This window comes from Mesorhizobium sp. M7A.F.Ca.CA.001.04.2.1 (assembly GCF_003998485.1).
Taxonomy (GTDB): domain Bacteria; phylum Pseudomonadota; class Alphaproteobacteria; order Rhizobiales; family Rhizobiaceae; genus Mesorhizobium; species Mesorhizobium ciceri.
On sequence record NZ_RZQT01000104.1, the window covers coordinates 1 to 20,359 of the forward strand.

Annotated in this window: 17 protein-coding genes; 10 read left to right on the forward strand and 7 right to left on the reverse strand. The window is 63.4% G+C overall.

The genetic code is table 11. The features are described from left to right. The 10 genes from EN955_RS25610 to EN955_RS25655 form a co-directional block, all read left to right on the forward strand. On the forward strand, positions 1-608 hold a 608-nt coding region (locus EN955_RS25610), incomplete at its 5' end, for a BtpA/SgcQ family protein (RefSeq protein WP_127223475.1). A gap of 163 nt (positions 609-771) precedes the next feature. Then, positions 772-2,292 (forward strand): FGGY-family carbohydrate kinase, encoded by a 1,521-nt coding sequence (locus tag EN955_RS25615; RefSeq protein WP_024502260.1) that lies wholly within the window; start codon positions 772-774, stop codon positions 2,290-2,292. Beyond that, positions 2,292-2,921, forward strand: coding sequence for an HAD family phosphatase (locus tag EN955_RS25620; RefSeq protein WP_032898848.1), 630 nt, complete (start codon positions 2,292-2,294; stop codon positions 2,919-2,921). Before EN955_RS25615 ends, EN955_RS25620 begins: the two co-directional genes overlap by 1 nt. Before the next feature lie 416 nt (positions 2,922-3,337). Then, on the forward strand, positions 3,338-4,225 hold the full coding sequence (locus EN955_RS25625; protein WP_024502258.1) for a sugar phosphate isomerase/epimerase family protein: 888 nt from the start codon (positions 3,338-3,340) through the stop codon (positions 4,223-4,225). Positions 4,226-4,286: 61 nt separating this feature from the next. After that, positions 4,287-5,810 carry a sugar ABC transporter ATP-binding protein gene (locus EN955_RS25630; RefSeq protein WP_024502257.1) on the forward strand — a complete coding sequence of 508 codons (1,524 nt, stop codon included), beginning with the start codon at positions 4,287-4,289 and terminating at the stop codon, positions 5,808-5,810. Positions 5,811-5,841: 31 nt separating this feature from the next. Continuing rightward, the gene (locus EN955_RS25635; RefSeq protein ID WP_032898845.1) at positions 5,842-6,810 is read left to right on the forward strand and encodes an ABC transporter permease; all 969 of its coding nucleotides are present in this window, start codon (positions 5,842-5,844) and stop codon (positions 6,808-6,810) included. Positions 6,811-6,854: 44 nt separating this feature from the next. Further along, positions 6,855-7,868, forward strand: a complete 1,014-nt coding sequence (locus EN955_RS25640) for a substrate-binding domain-containing protein (RefSeq protein WP_024502255.1) — start codon at positions 6,855-6,857, stop codon at positions 7,866-7,868. Between the two features lie 171 nt (positions 7,869-8,039). Then, complete coding sequence (locus EN955_RS25645; RefSeq protein ID WP_024502254.1) at positions 8,040-9,257, forward strand: ROK family transcriptional regulator; 1,218 nt, start codon at positions 8,040-8,042, stop codon at positions 9,255-9,257. Between the two features lie 37 nt (positions 9,258-9,294). Beyond that, entirely contained in the window at positions 9,295-10,281 is a 987-nt protein-coding gene (locus EN955_RS25650; RefSeq protein ID WP_024502253.1) for a sugar kinase, read from the forward strand. Beyond that, positions 10,281-11,549, forward strand: coding sequence for a D-tagatose-bisphosphate aldolase, class II, non-catalytic subunit (locus EN955_RS25655; protein ID WP_032898842.1), 1,269 nt, complete (start codon positions 10,281-10,283; stop codon positions 11,547-11,549). Before EN955_RS25650 ends, EN955_RS25655 begins: the two co-directional genes overlap by 1 nt. 56 nt (positions 11,550-11,605) lie before the next feature. On the opposite strand, the gene EN955_RS25660 is transcribed toward EN955_RS25655, so the two are convergent. The 7 genes from EN955_RS25660 to EN955_RS25690 form a co-directional block, all read right to left on the reverse strand. Next, on the reverse strand, positions 11,606-12,952 hold the full coding sequence (locus EN955_RS25660) for an FAD-binding oxidoreductase (protein ID WP_024502251.1): 1,347 nt from the start codon (positions 12,950-12,952) through the stop codon (positions 11,606-11,608). A 364-nt stretch (positions 12,953-13,316) separates the two neighbouring features. Then, positions 13,317-14,771 (reverse strand): NAD-dependent succinate-semialdehyde dehydrogenase, encoded by a 1,455-nt coding sequence (locus tag EN955_RS25665; protein WP_024502250.1) that lies wholly within the window; start codon positions 14,769-14,771, stop codon positions 13,317-13,319. Next, positions 14,768-16,072, reverse strand: a complete 1,305-nt coding sequence (gabT, locus tag EN955_RS25670; RefSeq protein ID WP_024502249.1) for a 4-aminobutyrate--2-oxoglutarate transaminase — start codon at positions 16,070-16,072, stop codon at positions 14,768-14,770. Before gabT ends, EN955_RS25665 begins: the two co-directional genes overlap by 4 nt. Positions 16,073-16,169: 97 nt before the next feature. Beyond that, positions 16,170-16,361, reverse strand: coding sequence for a hypothetical protein (locus tag EN955_RS25675; protein ID WP_024502248.1), 192 nt, complete (start codon positions 16,359-16,361; stop codon positions 16,170-16,172). Positions 16,362-16,365: 4 nt separating this feature from the next. Next, positions 16,366-18,063, reverse strand: a complete 1,698-nt coding sequence (locus EN955_RS25680) for a hydantoinase B/oxoprolinase family protein (RefSeq protein WP_032898839.1) — start codon at positions 18,061-18,063, stop codon at positions 16,366-16,368. A gap of 11 nt (positions 18,064-18,074) precedes the next feature. Next, positions 18,075-20,105: a hydantoinase/oxoprolinase family protein gene (locus EN955_RS25685; protein ID WP_024502246.1), complete on the reverse strand. Its 2,031-nt coding sequence runs from the start codon at positions 20,103-20,105 to the stop codon at positions 18,075-18,077. A gap of 26 nt (positions 20,106-20,131) precedes the next feature. After that, positions 20,132-20,359: FCD domain-containing protein (locus tag EN955_RS25690; protein ID WP_127223476.1), on the reverse strand; the 228-nt coding region annotated here is incomplete at its 5' end.

Below are 20,359 nucleotides of genomic sequence, written 5' to 3' on the forward strand. Positions count from 1 at the left end.
CCTATGTCTTCAAGGCGCCGCCCGAGGGCATTGCCGCCATGACTGCCATCGTCCAGGCGGTGAAGCCCGAGCTGAGAGTGCCGTTTGGCGTCAACTATCTCTGGGATCCGACTGCCAGCGTCGCGATCGGAGCTGCCACCGGAGCCCGTTTCGTCCGCGAGATCTTCACCGGCCTGTTCGCTTCCGATATGGGCTTGTGGGAGCCCGATTGCGCCGCCGCCTCGCGCCTGCGGCACAATCTTGGTCGCGACGACATGAAGCTTCTCTTCAACATCAATGCCGAGTTCGCACACTCGCTCGACCAGCGCCCGATTGAATTGCGTGCCAAGAGCGCGGTGTTCTCGTCGATGGCAGACGCGATCCTCGTCTCCGGTCCGATCACCGGCCAGCCGGCCGACCAGTCCCACCTGCGCAGCGTCTGCGAGACGATCAAGGACGTGCCGGTCTTCGCCAACACCGGCGTGAACATCGACAATGTCCGCGACGTCCTTTCGCTGGCGAGCGGCGTCGTGATCGGGACCCATTTCAAGATCGGTGGCAATACCTGGAACGCCGTCGACGGCGATCGGGTCAAGCGCTTCATGGATGTTGTCGCCACTTTGCGCTGAGGACGGCTTCCACGGCGATGCCGGCCATCGCGCCGGCTCGCGGTGATCATATCGATCGTTGCAGGCCGGCGTCCGGAATGATCGACTGGTATCGAGCAGTGCGACACAACGAGGCAGACAGGTTTCGCCCGCCTGCCCTTCCCAGCATTTCAATGGATTCGACATGGCGTTCGTTCTCGGTCTCGATATCGGCACCACCTCGACGATCGGCATCCTGATCCGGCTTCCCGATCAGGTGCTGGGCCTCGCCTCGCGCCCCGTCACGCTGCATTCCGAGCATGCGGGCTGGGCCGAGGAAGATCCCGCGCAATGGTGGACCAATGTCCGCGGCATCGTGCAGGAGTTGCTCAGGACCAGCGGCATCAAGGCCGAGGAAATCGTGGCGGTCGGCACCACCGGCATGCTGCCGGCGGTCGTTCTTCTGAACGAGAAGGGCGAAGTGCTGCGGCCGAGCATCCAGCAGAGCGACGGCCGCTGTGGCGCCGAAGTGGCCGAACTGCGGACCGAATGCGATGAGACGGCTTTCATCGCCAAGGCCGGCAACGGCATCAACCAACAGCTCGTCACCGCAAAGCTGCGCTGGATTGAGCGTCACGAGCCGGAGGTGTTCAGCCGCATCGCCACCGTTTTCGGCTCCTACGATTATATCAACTGGCGCCTCACCGGCGAACGTGCGGTCGAGCAGAACTGGGCGCTGGAGGCCGGCTTCGTCGATGTTTCGACGCACCGGATCGACGACGATCTGGTGGCGCTCGCGCACATACCGCGCTCGGCCGTGCCACGAAAGATCGCCTCGCATGAGATCCTCGGTTCCGTCTCGGCGAAGGCCGCCGATGAGACCGGCCTGATGGCGGGGACACCGGTCGTCGGCGGTGCAGCCGACATGATCGCCTCCGCGCTTGGCGCCGGCGTCGCCAAGCCGGGCGATGTCCTCCTGAAATTCGGCGGCTCGGTCGATATCCTGATCGCTACCGATCAGATCAAGCCCGATCCGCGCATGTATCTCGATTATCACCTGGTGCCGAGCCTGTTCATGCCCAATGGCTGCATGTCGACAGGCGGCTCCGCCCTCAACTGGTTCGTACGCAATTTCGCCGGCGGCGAGATGGCCGCGGCACAGGCCGAGGGTATTTCCGTACACCAGCGGCTCGATGCACTGGCGGCAGAGCGTCCCGCCGGTGCCGACGGCCTCATCATCCTGCCCTATTTCCTTGGCGAGAAGACGCCGATCCATGATCCAGCGGCCCGCGGCGTGATCGACGGCCTGACGCTTTCGCACGATATCGGCCATGTCTGGCGCGCTTTGCTCGAGGCCTATGCCTTTGCCATCGCGCATCATGTCGAGGTGCTCAACGACATGGGCCATCGGACCGAGCGCTATCTCGCCTCCGACGGCGGCTCAAGCAGCAAGGTCTGGATGCAGATTGTCGCGGATGTCTTGCAAAAGCCGGTCCAACGCCTGACCGGGCACCCCGGCTCCTGCATCGGCGCTGCCTGGACGGCGGCGATCGGCACCGGCCTGACCGACGACTGGTCGGGCGTTTCCGGTTTCGTCAGCTTCGCCGACCGGCTCGATCCCGACCCGCGCAAGGCCGACATCTACCGCGACGGTTACCGCCGCTATCGCGATCTCTATACACGCCTATCGGCTCCTGGCGCGACCAAAGCTGGATCGCCATCGTGATGTATCGCGCCGTCGCCTGGGACATCGACGGAACGCTGATCGACAGCGAGCCGTTGCATCATCAATCTCTCCTCGCCGGCTGCCGCAACTGGAACGTCGATCTTGACGACCTGCCCGACCAGGCCTTTCGCGGCATCCATATGGGCGACGTCTGGACAATGCTGCGTCCGCGCCTCCCAGTCGGGCTTGACCAGGCGGAGTGGCTCGCCGCCATCAATGCCCACTACGTCGCCAACCGGGCGGACGCCATCCCGATCCCCGAGGCGGTCGAGACGATCCGGACCCTGGCTGACCGCGGCGTCCCGCAGGTCTGCGTGTCAAATTCCGGCCGGCAAGTCGTCAATGCCAATCTCGATGCGCTCGGCGTGCTCGACCATATGAGGCTCACAATCAGCCTCGACGACGTTTCGGTCGGCAAACCCGACCCAACGCCCTATCGCGAGGCCTGCCGGCAGCTCGCCATAGCTCCGGGATCCGTCGTCGCTGTGGAAGACAGCCGCACCGGCACCAAGGCCGCACGGGCCGCCGGTCTGTTCGTGGTTGGCTATCTCCCCAGCGGCGGCCCGCTCAGCGACATCGATCTCAGTGCCAACCGTCTGTCGTCGATCCTGGACCTGTTTCCCGGCTGAGGGTTTGCGCGTCGCCGCGTCCGGGTGCGCGCTTGGGCAAGCCGGAGGATCGGGCGTCCGCCGGCTGGTCCCAAGCGAATGCCTTGGCAGGAACTGACGAAGGTTGGACCGGGTTCCGCTCGTTCCGCATTCGCCTTGCGTCTCGCCGAGCGAGCGGTCCATGCCGCTCGGTCTGCGCAAGTGACGGGATATTTGTTGTCAAAAGCTGCATATCCCGTTTCTCGCATAGGTCAGAGAAAATTTTCTCGCATCTCCATGATGCCTCTCAACCATTTGTTTTCCAGCATTTTTTTAATCCGGCATGATTGGCTCGCGCCGACCAATGCCAGAATTCCTCTTGCGCCGAAGCTGAATTTTAGGCATTCAGGATCAAGTTTGTATCTTTAACATGCAAACCTGATTATCGGAGGATCTGAATGCGGCGTCTTGGTATCCATTCATTTGTCTGGACAAACGGCCTGACCCAGGAGGGCCTGGAAATGGCGCTCGCCAAGTCGGCGGAGCATGGTTATCGGTTGATCGAGTTCGCTTATCTCCGGCCCGAGAAATTCGACCTCGACCGCCTGGCGAAGCAAGCCAAGGAACTGGACATCGAGATCGTGGTCACCATGGGCCTGTCGGCGGATGCGGACGTCTCGAGCGAGGACAAGGCCGTGGTCACCAAGGGAAAGGCGCTCTTGTCCGACGCGGTCAAGGCGGTCCGCGACATCGGCGGCATCCGATTGGGCGGCATTCTCTATTCGATGCACGGCAAGTATGACGGGCTGCCCACGCGAACCGGCTGGATGAACAGCGCCGACGCCATCGCCGCGACCGCCGAGGTGGCCAGGGATAGCGGCGTGCAGATCGTTCTGGAAGTGGTGAACCGCTTCGAGTCCAACCTCTTGAACACGACCGCGCAAGGCCTGAAGTTCATCAAGGACACCGGCCGCGACGACGTCTTCCTGCATCTCGACACGTTCCACATGAACATCGAGGAGGCGAGCCAGGCCGAGGCGATCCGTCTGGCTGGGGACAAGCTCGGTTATTTCCACTTCAACGAGAACTACCGCGGCTATCTCGGCACCGGTACGATCGATTTCGCGAGCATCTTTTCCGCGCTGGTGGACATTGGCTTCCACAATCGCGACGTCACCTTCGAGAGCTTCTCCAGCGCCATCGTCGATGAAGCCCTGTCGCGTGTGTGCGGCATCTGGCGCGACACCTGGACCGACAACAATCCGCTCGCCGCGCATGCCAAGGCTTTCATCGAAAGCCGTTGGGAAGAAGCCGTGCGCCGGGCCGAGATCAACAAGGCTGCCTGAAGACGAAAGGGCTGCGGGCCGACAAGCGCCCGCGCCATCTCATCCCGAGGAGGACGGGAAGATGACGCAGAACGAAGCTATCACCAACGAGAACGGCGCCACCGCGCCGCTTCTCCTCAGCGCCGAAAATGTCGCGAAGAGCTTTGCAGGCGTTCCCGCCCTGGTCGACGGGCGGATTCGGTTGCGCGCCGGGACGGTCAATGCCTTGTGCGGTGGCAACGGTGCCGGCAAGTCGACCTTCCTCGGCGTGTTGATGGGGATGCTGCGGCGCGACGCCGGATCCGTCACGGTGAAAGGCCGGGAGGTGAATTTCTCCTCCCCCGCCGAGGCGCTCGATGCCGGTATCGCCATCATCACCCAGGAGCTTAGCCCCTTCCTGGACATGACCGTCGCCGAGAACCTCTATCTCGGCCGCGAACAGCGGCGCGGCCGCTTCTTCGTCGACGACAAGTGCATGCTGAGCGACGCGGAGGCGATCCTGGCGCGGTTGAAATTCAACATCCCCGCTGGTGCGCGGCTGCGCGATCTTTCGATCGCGCAGGCCCAACTCGTCGAGATCACCAAGGCAATCAGCCGCCGCAGCGACATCCTGATCATGGACGAGCCTACCTCGGCCATTGGCGAGCGCGAGGCGCAGATGCTGTTCGACGCGATCCGCACTCTGACCGCGGAGGGCGTAGGCATCATTTATGTCTCGCACCGCCTGACCGAGATCTTCGAGATCGCCGACGATTATACGGTCTTCCGCGACGGCCGTTTCGTAGGCGGCGGATCGATTTCCGAAATCGACCGCAAGGGCCTGATCCGGTCGATCGTCGGCCGCGACCTGTTGGACCATCATCGCGAACCGAAGGATACCGGCCCGCAGAAACCCTTGCTCGAAGCCCGCGGCTTTGCATCGAAGGGAAAGTTCGCCGACATCGACATGACCGTTCATGCGGGAGAGATCGTCGGCATATACGGGCTTCTCGGCTCCGGTCGCAGCGAGTTCGTGAATGCGCTCTACGGAAACGAGCCGCGGGATTCCGGCCAGGTGCTGATCGAGGGCAAGCCCATCGATCTCAAGACGCCCGCCGATTCCATCGGCGCCGGCATTTCGCTGGTTACGGAGGACCGCAAGCAGACGGGCCTGTCGCTGACCGCGTCGGTCGCCCACAACATCACCGTGGCCAACCTGCCGCATTATGCGCGCAAGGGCTTCATGAACGGATCGGCGGAAGCCAGGAGCGTGGTCGAGCACATCAAGCGCTTCTCCATCAAGACGGCGTCGCCGGACCTGCCCGTCCAATCCCTGAGCGGCGGCAACCAGCAGAAGGTTGTCCTTGCGCGCTGTGTCGATACCAACCCCAGGATCCTGATCTGCGACGAGCCGACACGCGGCGTCGACGAAGGCGCCAAGCGCGAGATCTATGCCTTCCTCGGCAATTTCGTGAAGGCGGGAAACGCCGTGCTGATGATCTCGTCCGAGGTGCCCGAAATCCTCGCCAATGCGGATCGCATCGTCGTTTTTCGCCGGGGCCGCATCGCAGGCGAGGTCGCCGGACCCGAGGCCACCCAGGAAACCCTCGTTCATCTGGCTTCCTAGCCAGACGATCCATTTCGTGGAGAAGAATCCAATGGTATCCGCCAGTCAAAGCATGAGCGGCATGAGCCTGGGAAAGTTCATCGCCCGTTATGGCATCGTCATCTCGTTTATCCTCCTGTTCGTCGTGTTGTCGCTGGCGTCGCCGAACTTCCTGTCCACCAACAATCTGCTGAACGTTCTGCGGCAGGTCTCCATGAACGGTGTGCTGGCTGTCGGCATGACCTTCGTGATCCTGACGGCCGGCATCGATCTCTCCATCGGTTCGCTCCTGGCACTGGCCGGCGCCGTGGCGGCCAGCCTGGTCACCGGCGCGGATGCGTTCAATCCGCTCCTAGCAGTCGCGGCCGGCGTCGCCGTGGGCGCGCTTTGCGGCGCCGTCAATGGCGGGCTGATCGCCTACTTCAAGGTGCCGGCCTTCGTCGCCACGCTCGGAATGCTGAGCGTGGCGCGCGGCGCGACGCTGCTTTACAGCGGCGGCCGCCCGATTCCCAATCTCAGCCTCGAATTCCGCTGGCTCGGCCAGGGTCTCGTGCTCGGCATACCGGTACCGGTGATCATTTTCGCCGTCGTCTTCGCTGTCGCGGCGATCGTCCTGCGCTACTCCATTTACGGAAGACGGGTCTATGCGGTGGGCGGAAATCCGCGCAGCGCAAAGACGAGCGGCATCAACACCACCGGCATCATCTTTTCGGTTTACGTCATCATGGGCGCGCTGGCCGGTCTCGCGGGTGTCATGCTGACGGCCCGCACCACGTCCGCCCTGCCACAGGCGGGCATCGGCTACGAACTGGATGCCATCGCGGCGGTGGTCATCGGCGGAACAAGCCTCACCGGAGGTATCGGCCGCATCGGCTACACGCTGGTGGGCGTGCTGATCATCGGCATGATCAGCAACGGTCTCGATCTGATGGGGGTGTCCTCATACTACCAGCAGATCATCAAGGGTTCGATCATCGTCCTCGCGGTGCTGATCGACCGCTCCCGAGCCGGGAGAGAGTAACAGGCGCAAGCGGCGCGGCCGCACGCAACATGGAGGAAATGCACATGAAAACGACAAGACGCTTCCTGATGGGAGCAGCGGCCGGCCTTGCCCTTGCAGGCATGGTGTTCGGGGGGAGTTCGGCCGACGCCAAGACGCTGAAAATCGCGGCGATCGTCCAGAGCCTCAACACCGAGTACAATGTTCTGTGGGCCGATGCCGCCAAGGCGCACCCCGCGCTTGCGGACGGTACCGCCACGCTGACAGTTCTCGACGGTCGCCAGGACGTGCTGACGCAGTCGAACTTGTTCGACACAGCCATCACCGAAAAATATGACGCGATCATCTTCATCCCGGTCGACATCGACGCCGGCAATGAACCGATCGAGCGCGCGAAGGCAGCCGGCATCCCGGTGTTCGGCTCCAACACGATGGTTTCCAACACCGCACTCTACGACGCCTACATCAATTCCAACGATGTCGAGGCCGGCGAAATGCTGGCCAAGGCGGTGATCGACAAGGCCGGCCCACAGGCCAAGGTCGTGATCCTGGAAGGGATGCTGGGCCAGTCGGCCCAAGTACAGCGGCTTGAAGGGATCCAGAAGGTGCTGAAGGAAAATCCCGGAGTGACCATCCTGGAGCAGAACACCGCCAACTGGTCACGCGCCGAGGCCATCACGCTGATGGAGAATTTCCTGACCTCGCATGGCGATGCGATCCAGGGCGTCCTGGCCGAAAACGACGAGATGGCCGTCGGCGCCATCGAGGGCATCCGCAACCACGGCCTGGATCCCAAGACGGTTCCGGTCGCCGGCGTGGACGGCATCAAGGACGCGCTTGAAGCCGTTAAGCGTGGCGAACAGTCGATGTCCATCCTCCAGGATGCCAACGGACAGGCGCAAGGGGCGATCGACCTCGCGCTGCACAAGATCGTCGGCGACAGCTACAAGCCGCGCGCGGCTGTCTGGGACGTAAACGGCGGCAAGCTCGCCTGGAACGACGGCAAGGACCAGCATTACCACGTGCCGTGGCTGGCGGTGACCTCCGAGAATGTCGACAAGGTGCTTGTCGGCAATTGACGCTCCAACAGGAGGATGCCGCTCGCTCGCGGCATTCTCCTTCGCGTCCGGCGCAGCGGGAATTGCTTGCTTCCGACATCAGGCGGTTCATTCTTTTGAGGACTTTGCGTTGCCGGAGGAAAAACAAGCTCGGGTGAAGTATAGGCTGGGAACGAACATGCGGAGTCCGCCATGAACCATGTAACCTTCGCCAGCAGCTCGCCTCGCAGGATCCGCCAGAGCAATTCGGTAGCGACGCTGAACGCGCTCCACCGCTTCGGCCCTTTGAGCCGGGCCGATCTCGCCAGGCATATGGGGGTCAACCGCTCGTCCGCCGGCAATATCGTCCTGGAGTTGGTCGAGGCCGGACTCGTTCGCGAAGTCGCGGAGAACGATGTCGCGAATCCGGCGGGCCAGCCCAGGGCCGGAAGACCGGGTATCCTCGTGGAAATCGTGCCTGAAGCCGTTTTCTTCGCCGGCATAGAGATCGGTGTCGAACATATGACATGCGTCGAGATCGATCTCGCGGGCAAGATCGTTCGCAGCGCCATGACGCGCTTCGAAGGACATGACAGCGATCCGGAGGCCGCGGTCCACATGGCGATCGAACAGGTGTTTCTCGAGATGCGGAAGGATAGCCTGGCGCGATGTCAGGGCATCGGCATCGCGGTGCCCGGACAAATGAACCAGGATGGTTTCATCCACGTCGCACCGATCCTGGGGTGGCGCAATGTCGATCTCACAGGCCTTGCCCGCAGCCTTCTTCCGGCCGAGATCCCGGTATCCGCGGAAAATGACGGCAACGCATTCGGCATCGGCATCACATACAGCCAGCCGGAAGCGGCGAGCGGCGTCACCTTCTTCATGGTCATCGAGAACGGTGTCGGTGGCGGAATTGTGATCGACGGCAAGTTGTTCCGCGGCGGCAATGGCCTGGCCGGAGAAGTCGGCCACCTCAAGACACGGAACCCGACATACCGGAATCTGGAGCAGGCCTTCGGGCGCGACCGCATCCTGTCATCCTATCGCCAGTACAGGCCGGACGCCGACTTGGACTTGTTCCTGCGTGACGTCCGCGATCGTGTTCCTCAAGCGGTGCAGCTCGCCGAAGAATGGGCTGTCTTGTTCGCATTTGCAGTCGTGCAGATCTCGCGGCTGATCGACCCGAACCGCATCGTGCTGGGCGGGTCCGTCGCGGAATTGTATCCATTGGTCGCCGCACGGGTCGACGCGCATATCCGCGAGCTCCAGGCCGCGACCTTTCCTATCCCCGAGATCGTTTTCAACGAGAGCGCCATCTATGGAGCTGCCTTCGGAGCCGCTTGCATGATGCATCAACGCTTCATGTCGCTCGACAACCAGATGCTCAACAAGGACGCGGTTTCCGGTCCAGACGCCTCGGCGTCGTGAAACCGCAAACGACACCACACCCAGGATTGGACGCTTGATGAACGACCTCCCCCAAACGCTTGCACCGGACTCGCTCGGGCCAACCGTGACGATTGGAGAAATCCTGGTAGAGATCGTCGCGAGGCAGACAGGCACCGGCTTCCGGGAACCGATCGACCTCATTGGTCCCTTTCCGAGCGGCGCGCCCGCCATCTTCATCGATCAATGCGCGCGTATGGGCGGAGCGGCCGCGATGGTGGGCGTGGTGGGCGACGACGATTTCGGCGCGGTCAACATGGAGCGCCTGAAGCGAGACGGCGTAGACACTTCCGCCATCGCTGTTTCCGCGGATTATCCGACGGGCAGCGCCTTTGTCCGCTACCGCACGGACGGAAGCCGCGATTTCGTCTACAACATCGCCAAATCCGCCGCCGCTCGACTGGAATGGACCCCGCACGTCGAGGCGCTGATCGCACGTTGCGGGCATATCCACGTCATGGGAACGGTGTTCGCAAGCCCCGCAGCCTGGGCAATCACCGAACGCGCGATCCCGCTGATCAAGGCACGCGGCGGCACCATGTCGCTCGATCCGAACCTGCGCAAGGAATTGCTGGCGCACGGCCAGACCGAGGAGAAATTCGCGAGCCTGGTGGACAAAGCGGACCTGCTGCTGCCGTCGGGCAATGAATTGTTCCTGGCCGCCGGCATGGATGGCGAGGAACGCGCAATCGAGGCGCTGTTCAAACGAGGGGTCAAGGAGATCGCCGTGAAGCGTGGCGAACATGGCGCGTCAGCCCGTCAAAGCACGGGCGCCAGTGCCGATTGTCCCGGCCTCATCGTCGAGGAAACGGACCCCACCGGCGCCGGCGACTGTTTCGGCGGAGCCTATGTCGCATGCCGGCGGTTGGGGATGCCGCTGCGGACTTCGCTCGAATTCGCCAATGCGGCAGGGGCGCGCAACGTCACACGCCTCGGCCCCATGGAGGGAGCCGGCACGCGGGCCGAACTGGAAGATTTCATGGCAAGAACGGCGAGAAGAAGCTGATGCGTGTGGCGATCGAAGATGTGCCGGGCCTGCACAGGGAAGGAAAGAAAATCGGGGTAACCTCGGTGTGCTCGGCGCACCCCCTGGTGCTCAAAGCTGCACTGCGCCACGGCCGGGAAACCGGCACCACCGTCCTGATCGAAGCGACGTGCAACCAGGTCAATCATCTGGGCGGTTATACGGGCATGACGCCGTCCGATTTCGCGGCGATGGTGAAAGCGCTCGCGGCAGTCGAGCAGTGCCCGACAGAGCTGATCGTGCTTGGCGGGGATCATCTCGGTCCCAATCCCTGGAAAGACCGGCCCGCCGAGGAGGCGATGGCGCAGGCCGGGACAATGGTCGATGCTTATGTCCGCGCCGGCTTCCGCAAGATCCATCTCGATGCATCGATGGGCTGCGCGGGTGAACCGGCGACGCTAGACGACCATACGGTGGCCGAGCGCGCAGCCAGAATGGCGGGCGTCGCGGAACAGGCGGCCGCGCAGAGCGGCGGGGCAAGCCCGGTCTACATCATCGGGACGGAGGTGCCGCCTCCCGGTGGCGCCGATCACGCTTTGGATGCGATCACCCCGACCAGTCCGGAGGCGGCTCGCCAGACACATGCCATTCACGCCAAAGCATTCCAGGCCGCCGGGCTTGAAAGCGCGTTTTCCCGCGTCATCGGGCTTGTCGTGCAGCCGGGCGTGGAGTTCGGCAACCAGAATGTGATTTTTTACGATCGGACCAAGGCCAGCGATCTGGCGGCAACTCTGAACACATTGCCGTCGCTCATTTTCGAAGCGCATTCGACGGACTATCAGGGCGAGAGGCCGCTGCGTGAACTCGTCGAAGATGGCTTCGCCATCCTCAAGGTCGGCCCCGAGCTGACCTTCAAACTGCGCGAGGCGCTGTACGCGCTCGACCTGATCGCTTCCGATCTGGTGCCTTTCTATGGCCAGCGGCCGCTTTATCAGGCCATGGAAGAGCTGATGCAAGCCGCGCCCAAGAACTGGGCAAGCCACTATCATGGCAGCGATGCCGACAAGCGGACGCTGCGCCACTACTCCTATTCCGATCGCATCCGATATTATTGGGCGACCCCGCAAGCCCGTGCCGCCTGCGACCGGCTCTTCGACGCGTTGAAGGGCCGCAAGGTGCCGGTGACGCTGTTTCTCCAGCACCTGCCTTCGGCGCTCGCTTGGGCCGCCCGCGGCTGCGACGTCGAGGAGATCGCGATCGATCACGTCCAGCGAAGCATCGAGATCTACGCCCGGGCATGCGGCACCTGAGCCCTCGTCCGGTTCTTCAAGGCCAGAGCGGATGGGCTGGCGGGCGGCAGAAATACTTACAGCGATGGTCCCAATCGGATCGGGCTGCCGTCGCTGAAACGGGATTGACGGAACCTGTGGAGATTGTGCCCGGTCTCGTTGCCCTGGATCAAATCGGACAGGATGCGGCCCATTCCGGGTCCTATGCCGAAGCCGTGGCCGCTCATCCCGGTCGCGACAACGAGGCCTGGGAACGCAGCGGCGCGATCGACGATGGGCACGACATCAGGCATCGCATCGATCATGCCCGCCCAGCTCGCCTTGAGCGGTACGGTCGTGAACTGAGGGAAAAGCTCCCTGAACCCGCCGTCGATGGCGCGGAGCGCCGACGTCTCGGGAGCCGGATTGAGGACGCGCATCCGTTCGAAAGGGCTTTCTTCATCCGCGTTCCAGCTGCGCGGGGTCGACCAGCCGTCCGGGTAGCCTCGCGGCGCGGCCGGCAGGTAGCGTGTGCCGAACGGATTGGCCATCAGGGCGCTGACATATTTGCCTGCATGGCGAAATGCGTCCGGCCCTATGTAGAGTTGGCTGCTGCCTCCCGATGCGAGCGTGTACCCGCCATCCTGCCTGCGCCGGAAAGCGATGCGTTCGTCCGCGGCGGCACCGGCGTGGATTTCCGCCATCGGCGCTGTCGCAGCGACAGTCGCCCTGACGCTGAGCTGCGGAATCGAGATGCCGTGGGCGCGCAGGAACAGCGACGTCCACGCGCCGCTGGCGACGAGGACGCTCGAGGCCGCGATGAGCCCTTTCTCGGTCCAGACGCCACTGATGCGTCCCGCGGAGATGTCGAGCATACGTGCCGCGCAATTCTCGATGATCGTCGCGCCTTCGCGGGCCGCCAGGCGAGCAAGCGCGGGCACGGCGACCCAAGGTTCTGCCCGCATGTCCGATGGAGTGATCATTGCGCCTTTGAACAGTCGCGACATGGCCGGGATCAGGCTTGCCAGCTCACCCTGGTCGAGGAGACGCGTGTCGACGCCATGAGCCTGGGCGATCTTCAGGAATTTCGCGAAGCCGGCCATCTCCTTGTCTGTTCGCGCAAGATAGGTAACGCCCGTCTGCTTCAGTCCTATGTCCTCGCCACATTCCTGTGCCAGTTGCCGCCAGAGGCGCTGCGCTTCGATGACGATCGGCAGTTCGTCGGCATCGCGGCCCTGCTGCCGGATCCAGCCCCAGTTGCGCGAGGATTGCTCGGCGGCGATGCGTCCCTTTTCCAGCAGCGTCACCGAGACGTTCCGCCGCGCCAGGAACAGTGCCGTGGTCACGCCAATGACCCCGCCGCCGATGATCACCACATCCGAGCCCTTCGGCAGGGGCTGCTGGAACTGGATCGGGGTGGCTTCGGTGAAGGGGAAGATTGTCAAAGAGCACTATCCTTCCTGGTATTCCGCGGCGGCGTCCGGTCTACGCACTTGGCAGCGATATCGGGGCAGCGATATCCGGCCGCCGTGAAATGTCGATACCACGCGAGGAGATTGATCGTCAGCTACTGCTTGCCGAGAACGACGGCGACAGATCGCGGTTCGGAAGCCCCTCTGGACAATGAGTTCTGAAATCGCCGGCCAAAGGCTGGCGACTGTGCAAGCCGTGCCCCGAGAAACCGTGGCGAATACGACGTCCCTGATCTCGGATAGCACCGGCGATGCCGAGCCTACTTTGTTCGCGGCGGCCGGCCCATCTCAGTCCCTTTCAAGGCCTGCTCCTGTCTCGCGAGATGGTCGTCATGCCTCATCCCACCTTCAGCCCGCCGAAGCAGGCATATTTCAGCTCCACATATTCATCGATGCCGTACTTGGAGCCTTCGCGGCCGAAGCCGCTTTCCTTGACGCCTCCAAAGGGGGCAAGCTCGGTGGAGATCAGGCCTTCGTTGATGCCGACCATGCCGAACTGCAATTCTTCCAGGACGTGCCAGATGCGGTTGACGTCACGGGCGTAGAAATAGGCCATCAGGCCGTAGCGCGTGTCGTTGGCGAGGTGGATGACTTCCGCTTCGTCCTTGAAGCGAAAGACCGGGGCGATTGGACCGAAGGCTTCTTCCTGCGCCAGCCGCATCGGCGCCAGCATTCCGCTCAGCACGGTCGGCTCGAACCAGGTGCCGCCGAGCGCATGCGGCTTGCCGCCAGTCTCGATGCGCGCGCCGCGATCAACGGCGTCGCCGACAAGCTCTGCCACTTTCGCCACGGCTTTCGCGTTGATGAGCGGACCCTGCACCACCTCCGGCGCAGCGCCGTCGCCGACTTTCATGCTGGCAACCTGCTCGGTCAGCTTTGCCACGAAGGCGTCGTGGATGCCGTCCTGCACATAGATGCGGTTGGTGCAGACGCAGGTCTGGCCGGAATTGCGGAATTTCGAGGCGATGGCACCGGCGACGGCGAGATCGAGGTCGGCGTCGTCGAAGACGATGAACGGCGCATTGCCGCCGAGTTCCAGCGACAGTTTTTTGAGCGTATCGGCGCACTGCCGCATCAGGAGCTTGCCGACGACTGTCGAGCCGGTGAAGGAGAGTTTTCGGATCACCGGATGCTCGCAGAGCAGGCACCCGATACCGGCGGCATCCTTCGACGGCACGATGTTGAGCACGCCGGCCGGAATGCCGGCCTGCCTGGCAAGCTCGCCTATAGCGAGCGCCGTCAGCGGCGTTTCCTCGGAGGGCTTGACGACCATGGTGCAGCCGGCGGCGAGCGCTGCCGCCGCCTTGCGGGTGATCATCGCCAGAGGAAAGTTCCAGGGTGTGATGGCGGCGCAGACGCCGATCGGCTGTTTCAGCACCAGGAAGCGCCGGTCGCGGCCAGCGGATGGGATGACGTCGCCGTAGACGCGCTTGGCCTCCTCGGAAAACCAGTCAACGAAGGACGCTCCGAACGCAACCTCGCCGCGGGCCTCGTAGAGCGGCTTGCCCTGCTCGGCCGTGATCAGCCAGGCAAGGTCTTCCGTATGGGCGGTGATCAGGTCGAACCAGGCGCGTAGCAGCTTGGCCCGTTCCTTGGCCGGGCGCTGGCGCCAGTCCATGTGCGCGCGCTCGGCCGCAAGGATCGCGCGCTCGACGTCGGCGGCTGCAAGATCGGCGACACGGGCGAGAACCGCGCCCGTCGCCGGATTGCGGACCTCGAAGGTCGCGCCCGAGTCCGCGCTGGCCCAGGCGCCATCGATGAAGGCTTGGTCGTGAAGCAATGCGGGCGTCATTGTCCGCTCTCCACCTTTTCCAGCGCCGCCCGCAGGCTGTCCTTGAGGATGGCAATACCTTCGTCGAGATGATCGAAGGGTATGGTCAGCGGCGTCAGCACGCGCACGACATTGCCATGCACGCCGCAGGAGAGCAGCAGCAGGCCCTTTTCGGCGGCGGTGTGCGTGATGGCTTTCACCAGTTCCGGCCAAGGCTGGCGCGTCTCGCGGTCATGCACGAATTCGATCGCCACCATGGCGCCAAGGCCGCGCACCTCGCCGATGCAGGAAAACTCGTTGCCCTCTTGCCAGCCCTCGAAGACCGCCTTCAGCCGGCGCCCGACCTCGTTGGCGCGGTCGATCAGCTTCTCTTCCTCGATGATCTCCAGCACCGCGATCGATGCCGCGCAGGACAGAGGATTGCCGGCAAAGGTGGAGCCGACGCCACCCATCGGGATCTTGTCCATGACATCGGCGCGGCCGGTGACGGCGGCGATCGGGAAGCCGCCGCCAAGGCCCTTGGCCATGACGACGATATCGGCGGCGACGCCGGCATGTTCCATCGCGAACAATTTTCCGGTGCGGGCGAAGCCCGTCTGGATCTCGTCGGCGATCAGCAGGATGCCATGCCTGTCGCAGATCTCGCGCAGCGTGCGCAGGAAGGTGACGGGCGCCGGGTAGAAACCGCCCTCGCCCTGCACCGGTTCGACGAAGATGCCGGCGACGCGCGTCGGATCCACCTCGGAGCGGAAGAAGCGGTCGAGCGCGGTCAGGGATTCCTGCTCGGAAATGCCGTGGTAGGGTATCGGGAACGGCAGGTGGAAGACATCCGGCACCAGCGGACCGAAGCCGGCCTTGTAAGGATTGGTCTTGCCGGTCAGCGTCATCGCCATCAGCGTGCGGCCATGGAAAGCACCGGAGAAGGCGACGAAGGCCGAGCGACCGGTTGCGGCGCGGGCAATCTTTGCGGCGTTCTCCACGGCCTCGGCGCCGGTGGAGACGAGAAAGGTCTTTTTCGGGAAGTCACCCGGCACCAGCTCGTTCAGCTTCTCGCAGACCGTGACATAGTCGACATAGGGCGTGGTCTGGAACGAGGTGTGCGTGACCTTGTCGAGCTGGTTGCGCACGCGCTCGACCACCTTCGGATGGCGATGGCCGGTGTTGTTGACGGCGATGCCGGCGGCAAAATCGATGTAGCGCTTGCCTTCGACGTCCCACAGTTCGGCGTTCTCCGCCTTCTCGATATAGACGTCGAGATGTTTCGACAGGCCAGCCGGAATGGCGGCAGCGCGCCGAGCCGTGAAGGCAGCGTTGGTGGACATGGGTATCTCCTTGGACAGTTTGTTATGGCGCGGCGCTTATCGCGGCGCTTGAAGTGGTCGGCCCCATCCCTGACGGACGGGGCCGGCGCATCAATGCCTAGACTGCAGCCTTGGCGCGGCGGGCGTCCCGCTCGATCTTCCAGTCGACGCATTCCTGAGAGCAATAGATGCTCCCGTCATGCGTCTTCCTGCGGGCGGAATCCTCGGCAGAGGCCTCGTAGATCAGCACGCCGCAATTGGCGCATTTCGTGTAGCTTTCGATGTAAAGTCCGTTCAGCGAAAACTTCATGGTCTCAGGCCTCCTGATAGCCGTAGTGTTTGTGGGCGGCCGCCTTCGAGACATAGCCCTCGCGGACATCCTCCGCGACAGCCGCCGGATCGCGCTTTGCGGGCTCGCCGTAGCCGCCGCCGCCAGGGGTGACGAGCCGCACACGATCGCCGCGGCGAATGGAGACGTTGGAGTAGCGGCTGGTCGAGGCCTTGCCATAGGCCTCGCGTATCGTCTGCCAGTCGCTTCGCCCGGACTTCATGACCAGCGTCGCACCGAGACCGCCTTCCGTGCCCCCATTCAGGCCCCAGGGGGCCAAAAGGTGACGGTCGGTCATCTGCGAGCAGATGATCTCGTCGTTGAGGCACAGCATCTGCTTGGAGTAGCCGACCCCGCCGCGATATTCACCGGCACCGCCGGCATCGACGTTGAAGGCGAGGCTTTCGATGCGCCAGGGGAAGCGCGTCTCGTAGACTTCGACCGGCGTGATGCGGCAATTGCCGTTGATCGAGTCGACGCCGTCATTGCCATCGGCAAAGGCGCGGCCGCCCCAGCCGACCGCTTCGAGGTCGTAGCAGGCGAAATACTCGCCTGTGTCGGCATCGACGCCGCCGAAGACGAAGTTGCAATGGGTGGCACCCTCCGCCGCCATCACCCGGTTCGGGATCGCCGGAGCCATGGCGCCGAGGATCGTGCCGACGATGCGTGGATGGGTTTCGGTATTGCCGCCGACTTCCGGCGCGGGGAAGTCCACGTTGACGATGGTGCCGGGCGGCGCCATGACGCGGATCGGCCGGAAGCAGCCGGAATTGCGCGGTATCGTCGGGTCGGTCATGTGCAGCACGGCGTTGTAGGCCGCCGATGTGGCAACGCCGAGCGTGGCGTTGATCGGGCCGGAGGCCTGCGGCGAGGAACCGTGATAGTCGACGATGATCTCGCCGCCGCGCTTATGCACCTCGACGGCGACTGTGTAGGTGCGGTCGGCGTCGATACCGTCGCTCTCGATCGTGTCGGAGAAGGCATAGATGCCGTCCGGGATCGCTTCCAGTTCGGCGCGCATGCGGCGCTCCGAATAGAGCAACAGGTCGTTGACCGTCTCCTTGATCTTCTCCTTGCCGTACTTCTGGTAGATCTGCGCCATCTGCTTTTCGCCGAGGTCGACGGCGGCGATGAGGGCGCGCAGATCGCCATAGTTGACGCGCGGCGTCCGCACATTGGCGAGAAGCAGCTTCCAGACCTCGATATTGTCCTTGCCGCGCTTCTTGATCTTGACCGGCGGGATGCGAAGGCCTTCCTGGAAGATCTCCGTCGCCTCGCCACAGAAGCCGCCGGGCGCCATGCCGCCGACTTCGGCGATATGGCCGATGGCGACGGCAAAGCCCATGATCTCGCCGTCGACGAAGATCGGCTTGAAGAAGGTATGCTCCGGCGTGTGCAGGCCCCCGCGATAGGGGTCGTTGTGCAGGATGACGTCGCCCTCCTCGATCTCGTCGATCGGGATTTCCTTGAGGCAGGATTTGACCAGCAGCGGCATGCCGCCGATCTGCGCCGGGCAATAGTCGGCGACGGCGATCATGTCGCCGTTCATGTCGGCAAGCCCGCAGGTAAAGTCGAGCGCCTCGTTGAAGATCGTCGAATAGGACGTCTTCATCAACACGATCCCCATCTCCTTGCAGAGAGAGACCATGCTGGATTCCAGAATGTTCATCGTAACGAAGTCCATGATGGTACTCCTCAGGCCGAAATGATCAGATTGCCGAGCCGGTCGACGCGGAGCGTCTGTTTCGGCTGCAAAATGGTGACGGAGGCGCTTTCCTCCACAATGGCGGGACCGGCGACGGTCTGCTCCTGCTTGAACGTGCCGCGGTCGTAGGTCTTTACCTCGTGCCAGCCGTCCTCGAAGCGTACCTTGCGGCTGCCGGAGGACGCCGGCGTGCCTTCGCCCTTTTCGAGTTCCCGCATCTTCGGCTTTTCGGAAACGGCAACGGCGACGACCTTGAGATTGACCGTCTCGATGGTCTCACCGGGGATGGAGAAGCCGAAGCGGTTCTGGTGCTCCTCGTGGAAGCGTTCCCAGAGGCTCGCTATGGTCTCCTCGGTGAAGTTGTTGGCTGGGAAGCTCAGTTCCAGCTCGTGGTTCTGGCCGAAGTAGCGGGCCTCGATGGACCGGTAGACCTCCACCTTCTGCTGGTAGCCCTGGGAGACCAGCTCGGCAATGGCGCCATCCACCAGTTCCGTCATTGCCACGGTGGCGCGGGCACCATCGAAGTATTTCGAGATCTGCTGTACCGTTCGATGGCGGTCGACGCGCGCATCGGTCATGATGAAGCCGAAGGCGGAAAACTGGCCGGGATAGTTGGGCACGATGCCCTGCGGAATGCCGGAAATATCCATCAGGTCGCAGATATGCACCGGCCCCGCCCCGCCCGAGGCGACGAGCGAGAAGTCACGCGGATCGAGGCCGCGCTGGAGGAGAACGGCACGCAGCGCGCCCAGCATGTTGTTGTTGGCGATCTGCACCATGGCGAAGGCAGCCGCGTCGACCTCGAGGCCGAGCTGGTCGGCGATCGTCTTGACAGCGCGATGCGCCGCCTCGGCGTCGAGCTTCATCTTGCCGCCGAGGAAGTAGTCGGGGTTGATGCGTCCGAGCACGACATTGGCGTCCGTCACCGTGGCATTCTCTCCGCCACGGCCGTAGCAGGCAGGCCCCGGCGCCGCACCGGCCGATTGCGGGCCCATGCGCAACATGCCGCCCTTGTCGATCCAGGCGATGGAGCCGCCGCCGGCGCCGATCGTGTGGATGTCGATCATCGGAATCTGGATCGGCAGGCCCCATTCGATCTCGAAGCTCGTCGTTACATGCTCCATGCCGTCCACGACGGTCGAGCAATCGGTCGAGGTTCCACCCATGTCGAAGGTAACGAGGTTCTTGATGCCGGTGAGTTCTGAGAGAACACGGGTGGCGACGACCGCACCGGTCGGGCCGGAGAGCGTCATCTGCACCGGCGCTTCGGCGGCACCCTTCAGCGTCGATTCACCGCCGTTCGACTTGATCACGCCGATCCTGTCGCCGATGCCGATGCTATCGAGGCGCTTCTGCATGCGGTGAAAATTGTCGGAGACGATGGGCTTCAGATACGCGTCGGCAATCGTGGTGGAGGCGCGGTCGTATTCCTTCCACTTCGGCAGCACGTCGTAGGAAATCGAGATCGGCATGCCGGGCAGTTCTTCCGCGAGGATGTCGCGGATGCGCTGCTCGTGGCTCGGGTCGATATAGGAAAACAGCGTGCAGACGGCGATCGCCTCGATCGTGCCGTCGGCCTTGATCGTAGCGGCGACCTCGCGCACGGCCGCCTCATCGAGCGCCGTGACAAGCTCGCCCTTGGCGCTGAAACGCCCGCCGATCTCATAGGTGTCAGCGCGCTTCATCAACGGCTTGGTCTTGATCCAGGTGATGTCGTAGTGACTGCGGCGGTCGCCGCGCTGGATGAAGGGGACATCGCGAAAGCCGGTGGTCGTGACATAGGCGACCTTTGCGCCGCGCCTCGTCAGCAGCGCGTTAGTGGCGATCGTCGTGCCGAGACGGATCTTGTCGACGCTTGCGACATCCTCCAACTGTGCGAGCCCCTGGAGCACGCCTTCGATCGGTTCGGAGGGGGTCGTCAGGTTCTTCCAGTTTTCGATGGTGCCGGTCGCCGCGTCGTAGGAAACGAAGTCGGTAAACGTTCCCCCGATGTCGATGCCGATGATTTTCCTGTCAGGCATTATGTCCTCATTTCTCATGGATAGGATCAAGACGAGCGGGGTTTTTCCCGGTCGTAAGCTTCAAGCAGGTGACGCCAGGAATCGCGGATGTGATCGCGAATGGCATCCATCGCCTTTTGGGGATTGCGGGTGCGCAGAGCCTCGACGATCGGCCAGTGATCGACGGCCGCCGCCATCTGGCTCTCGAACTGGCGTTCCGCCATGGTGATCAGCATCTGCACTTCCGCCTGGATGTTGGTGAAGGCGTGCAGCGT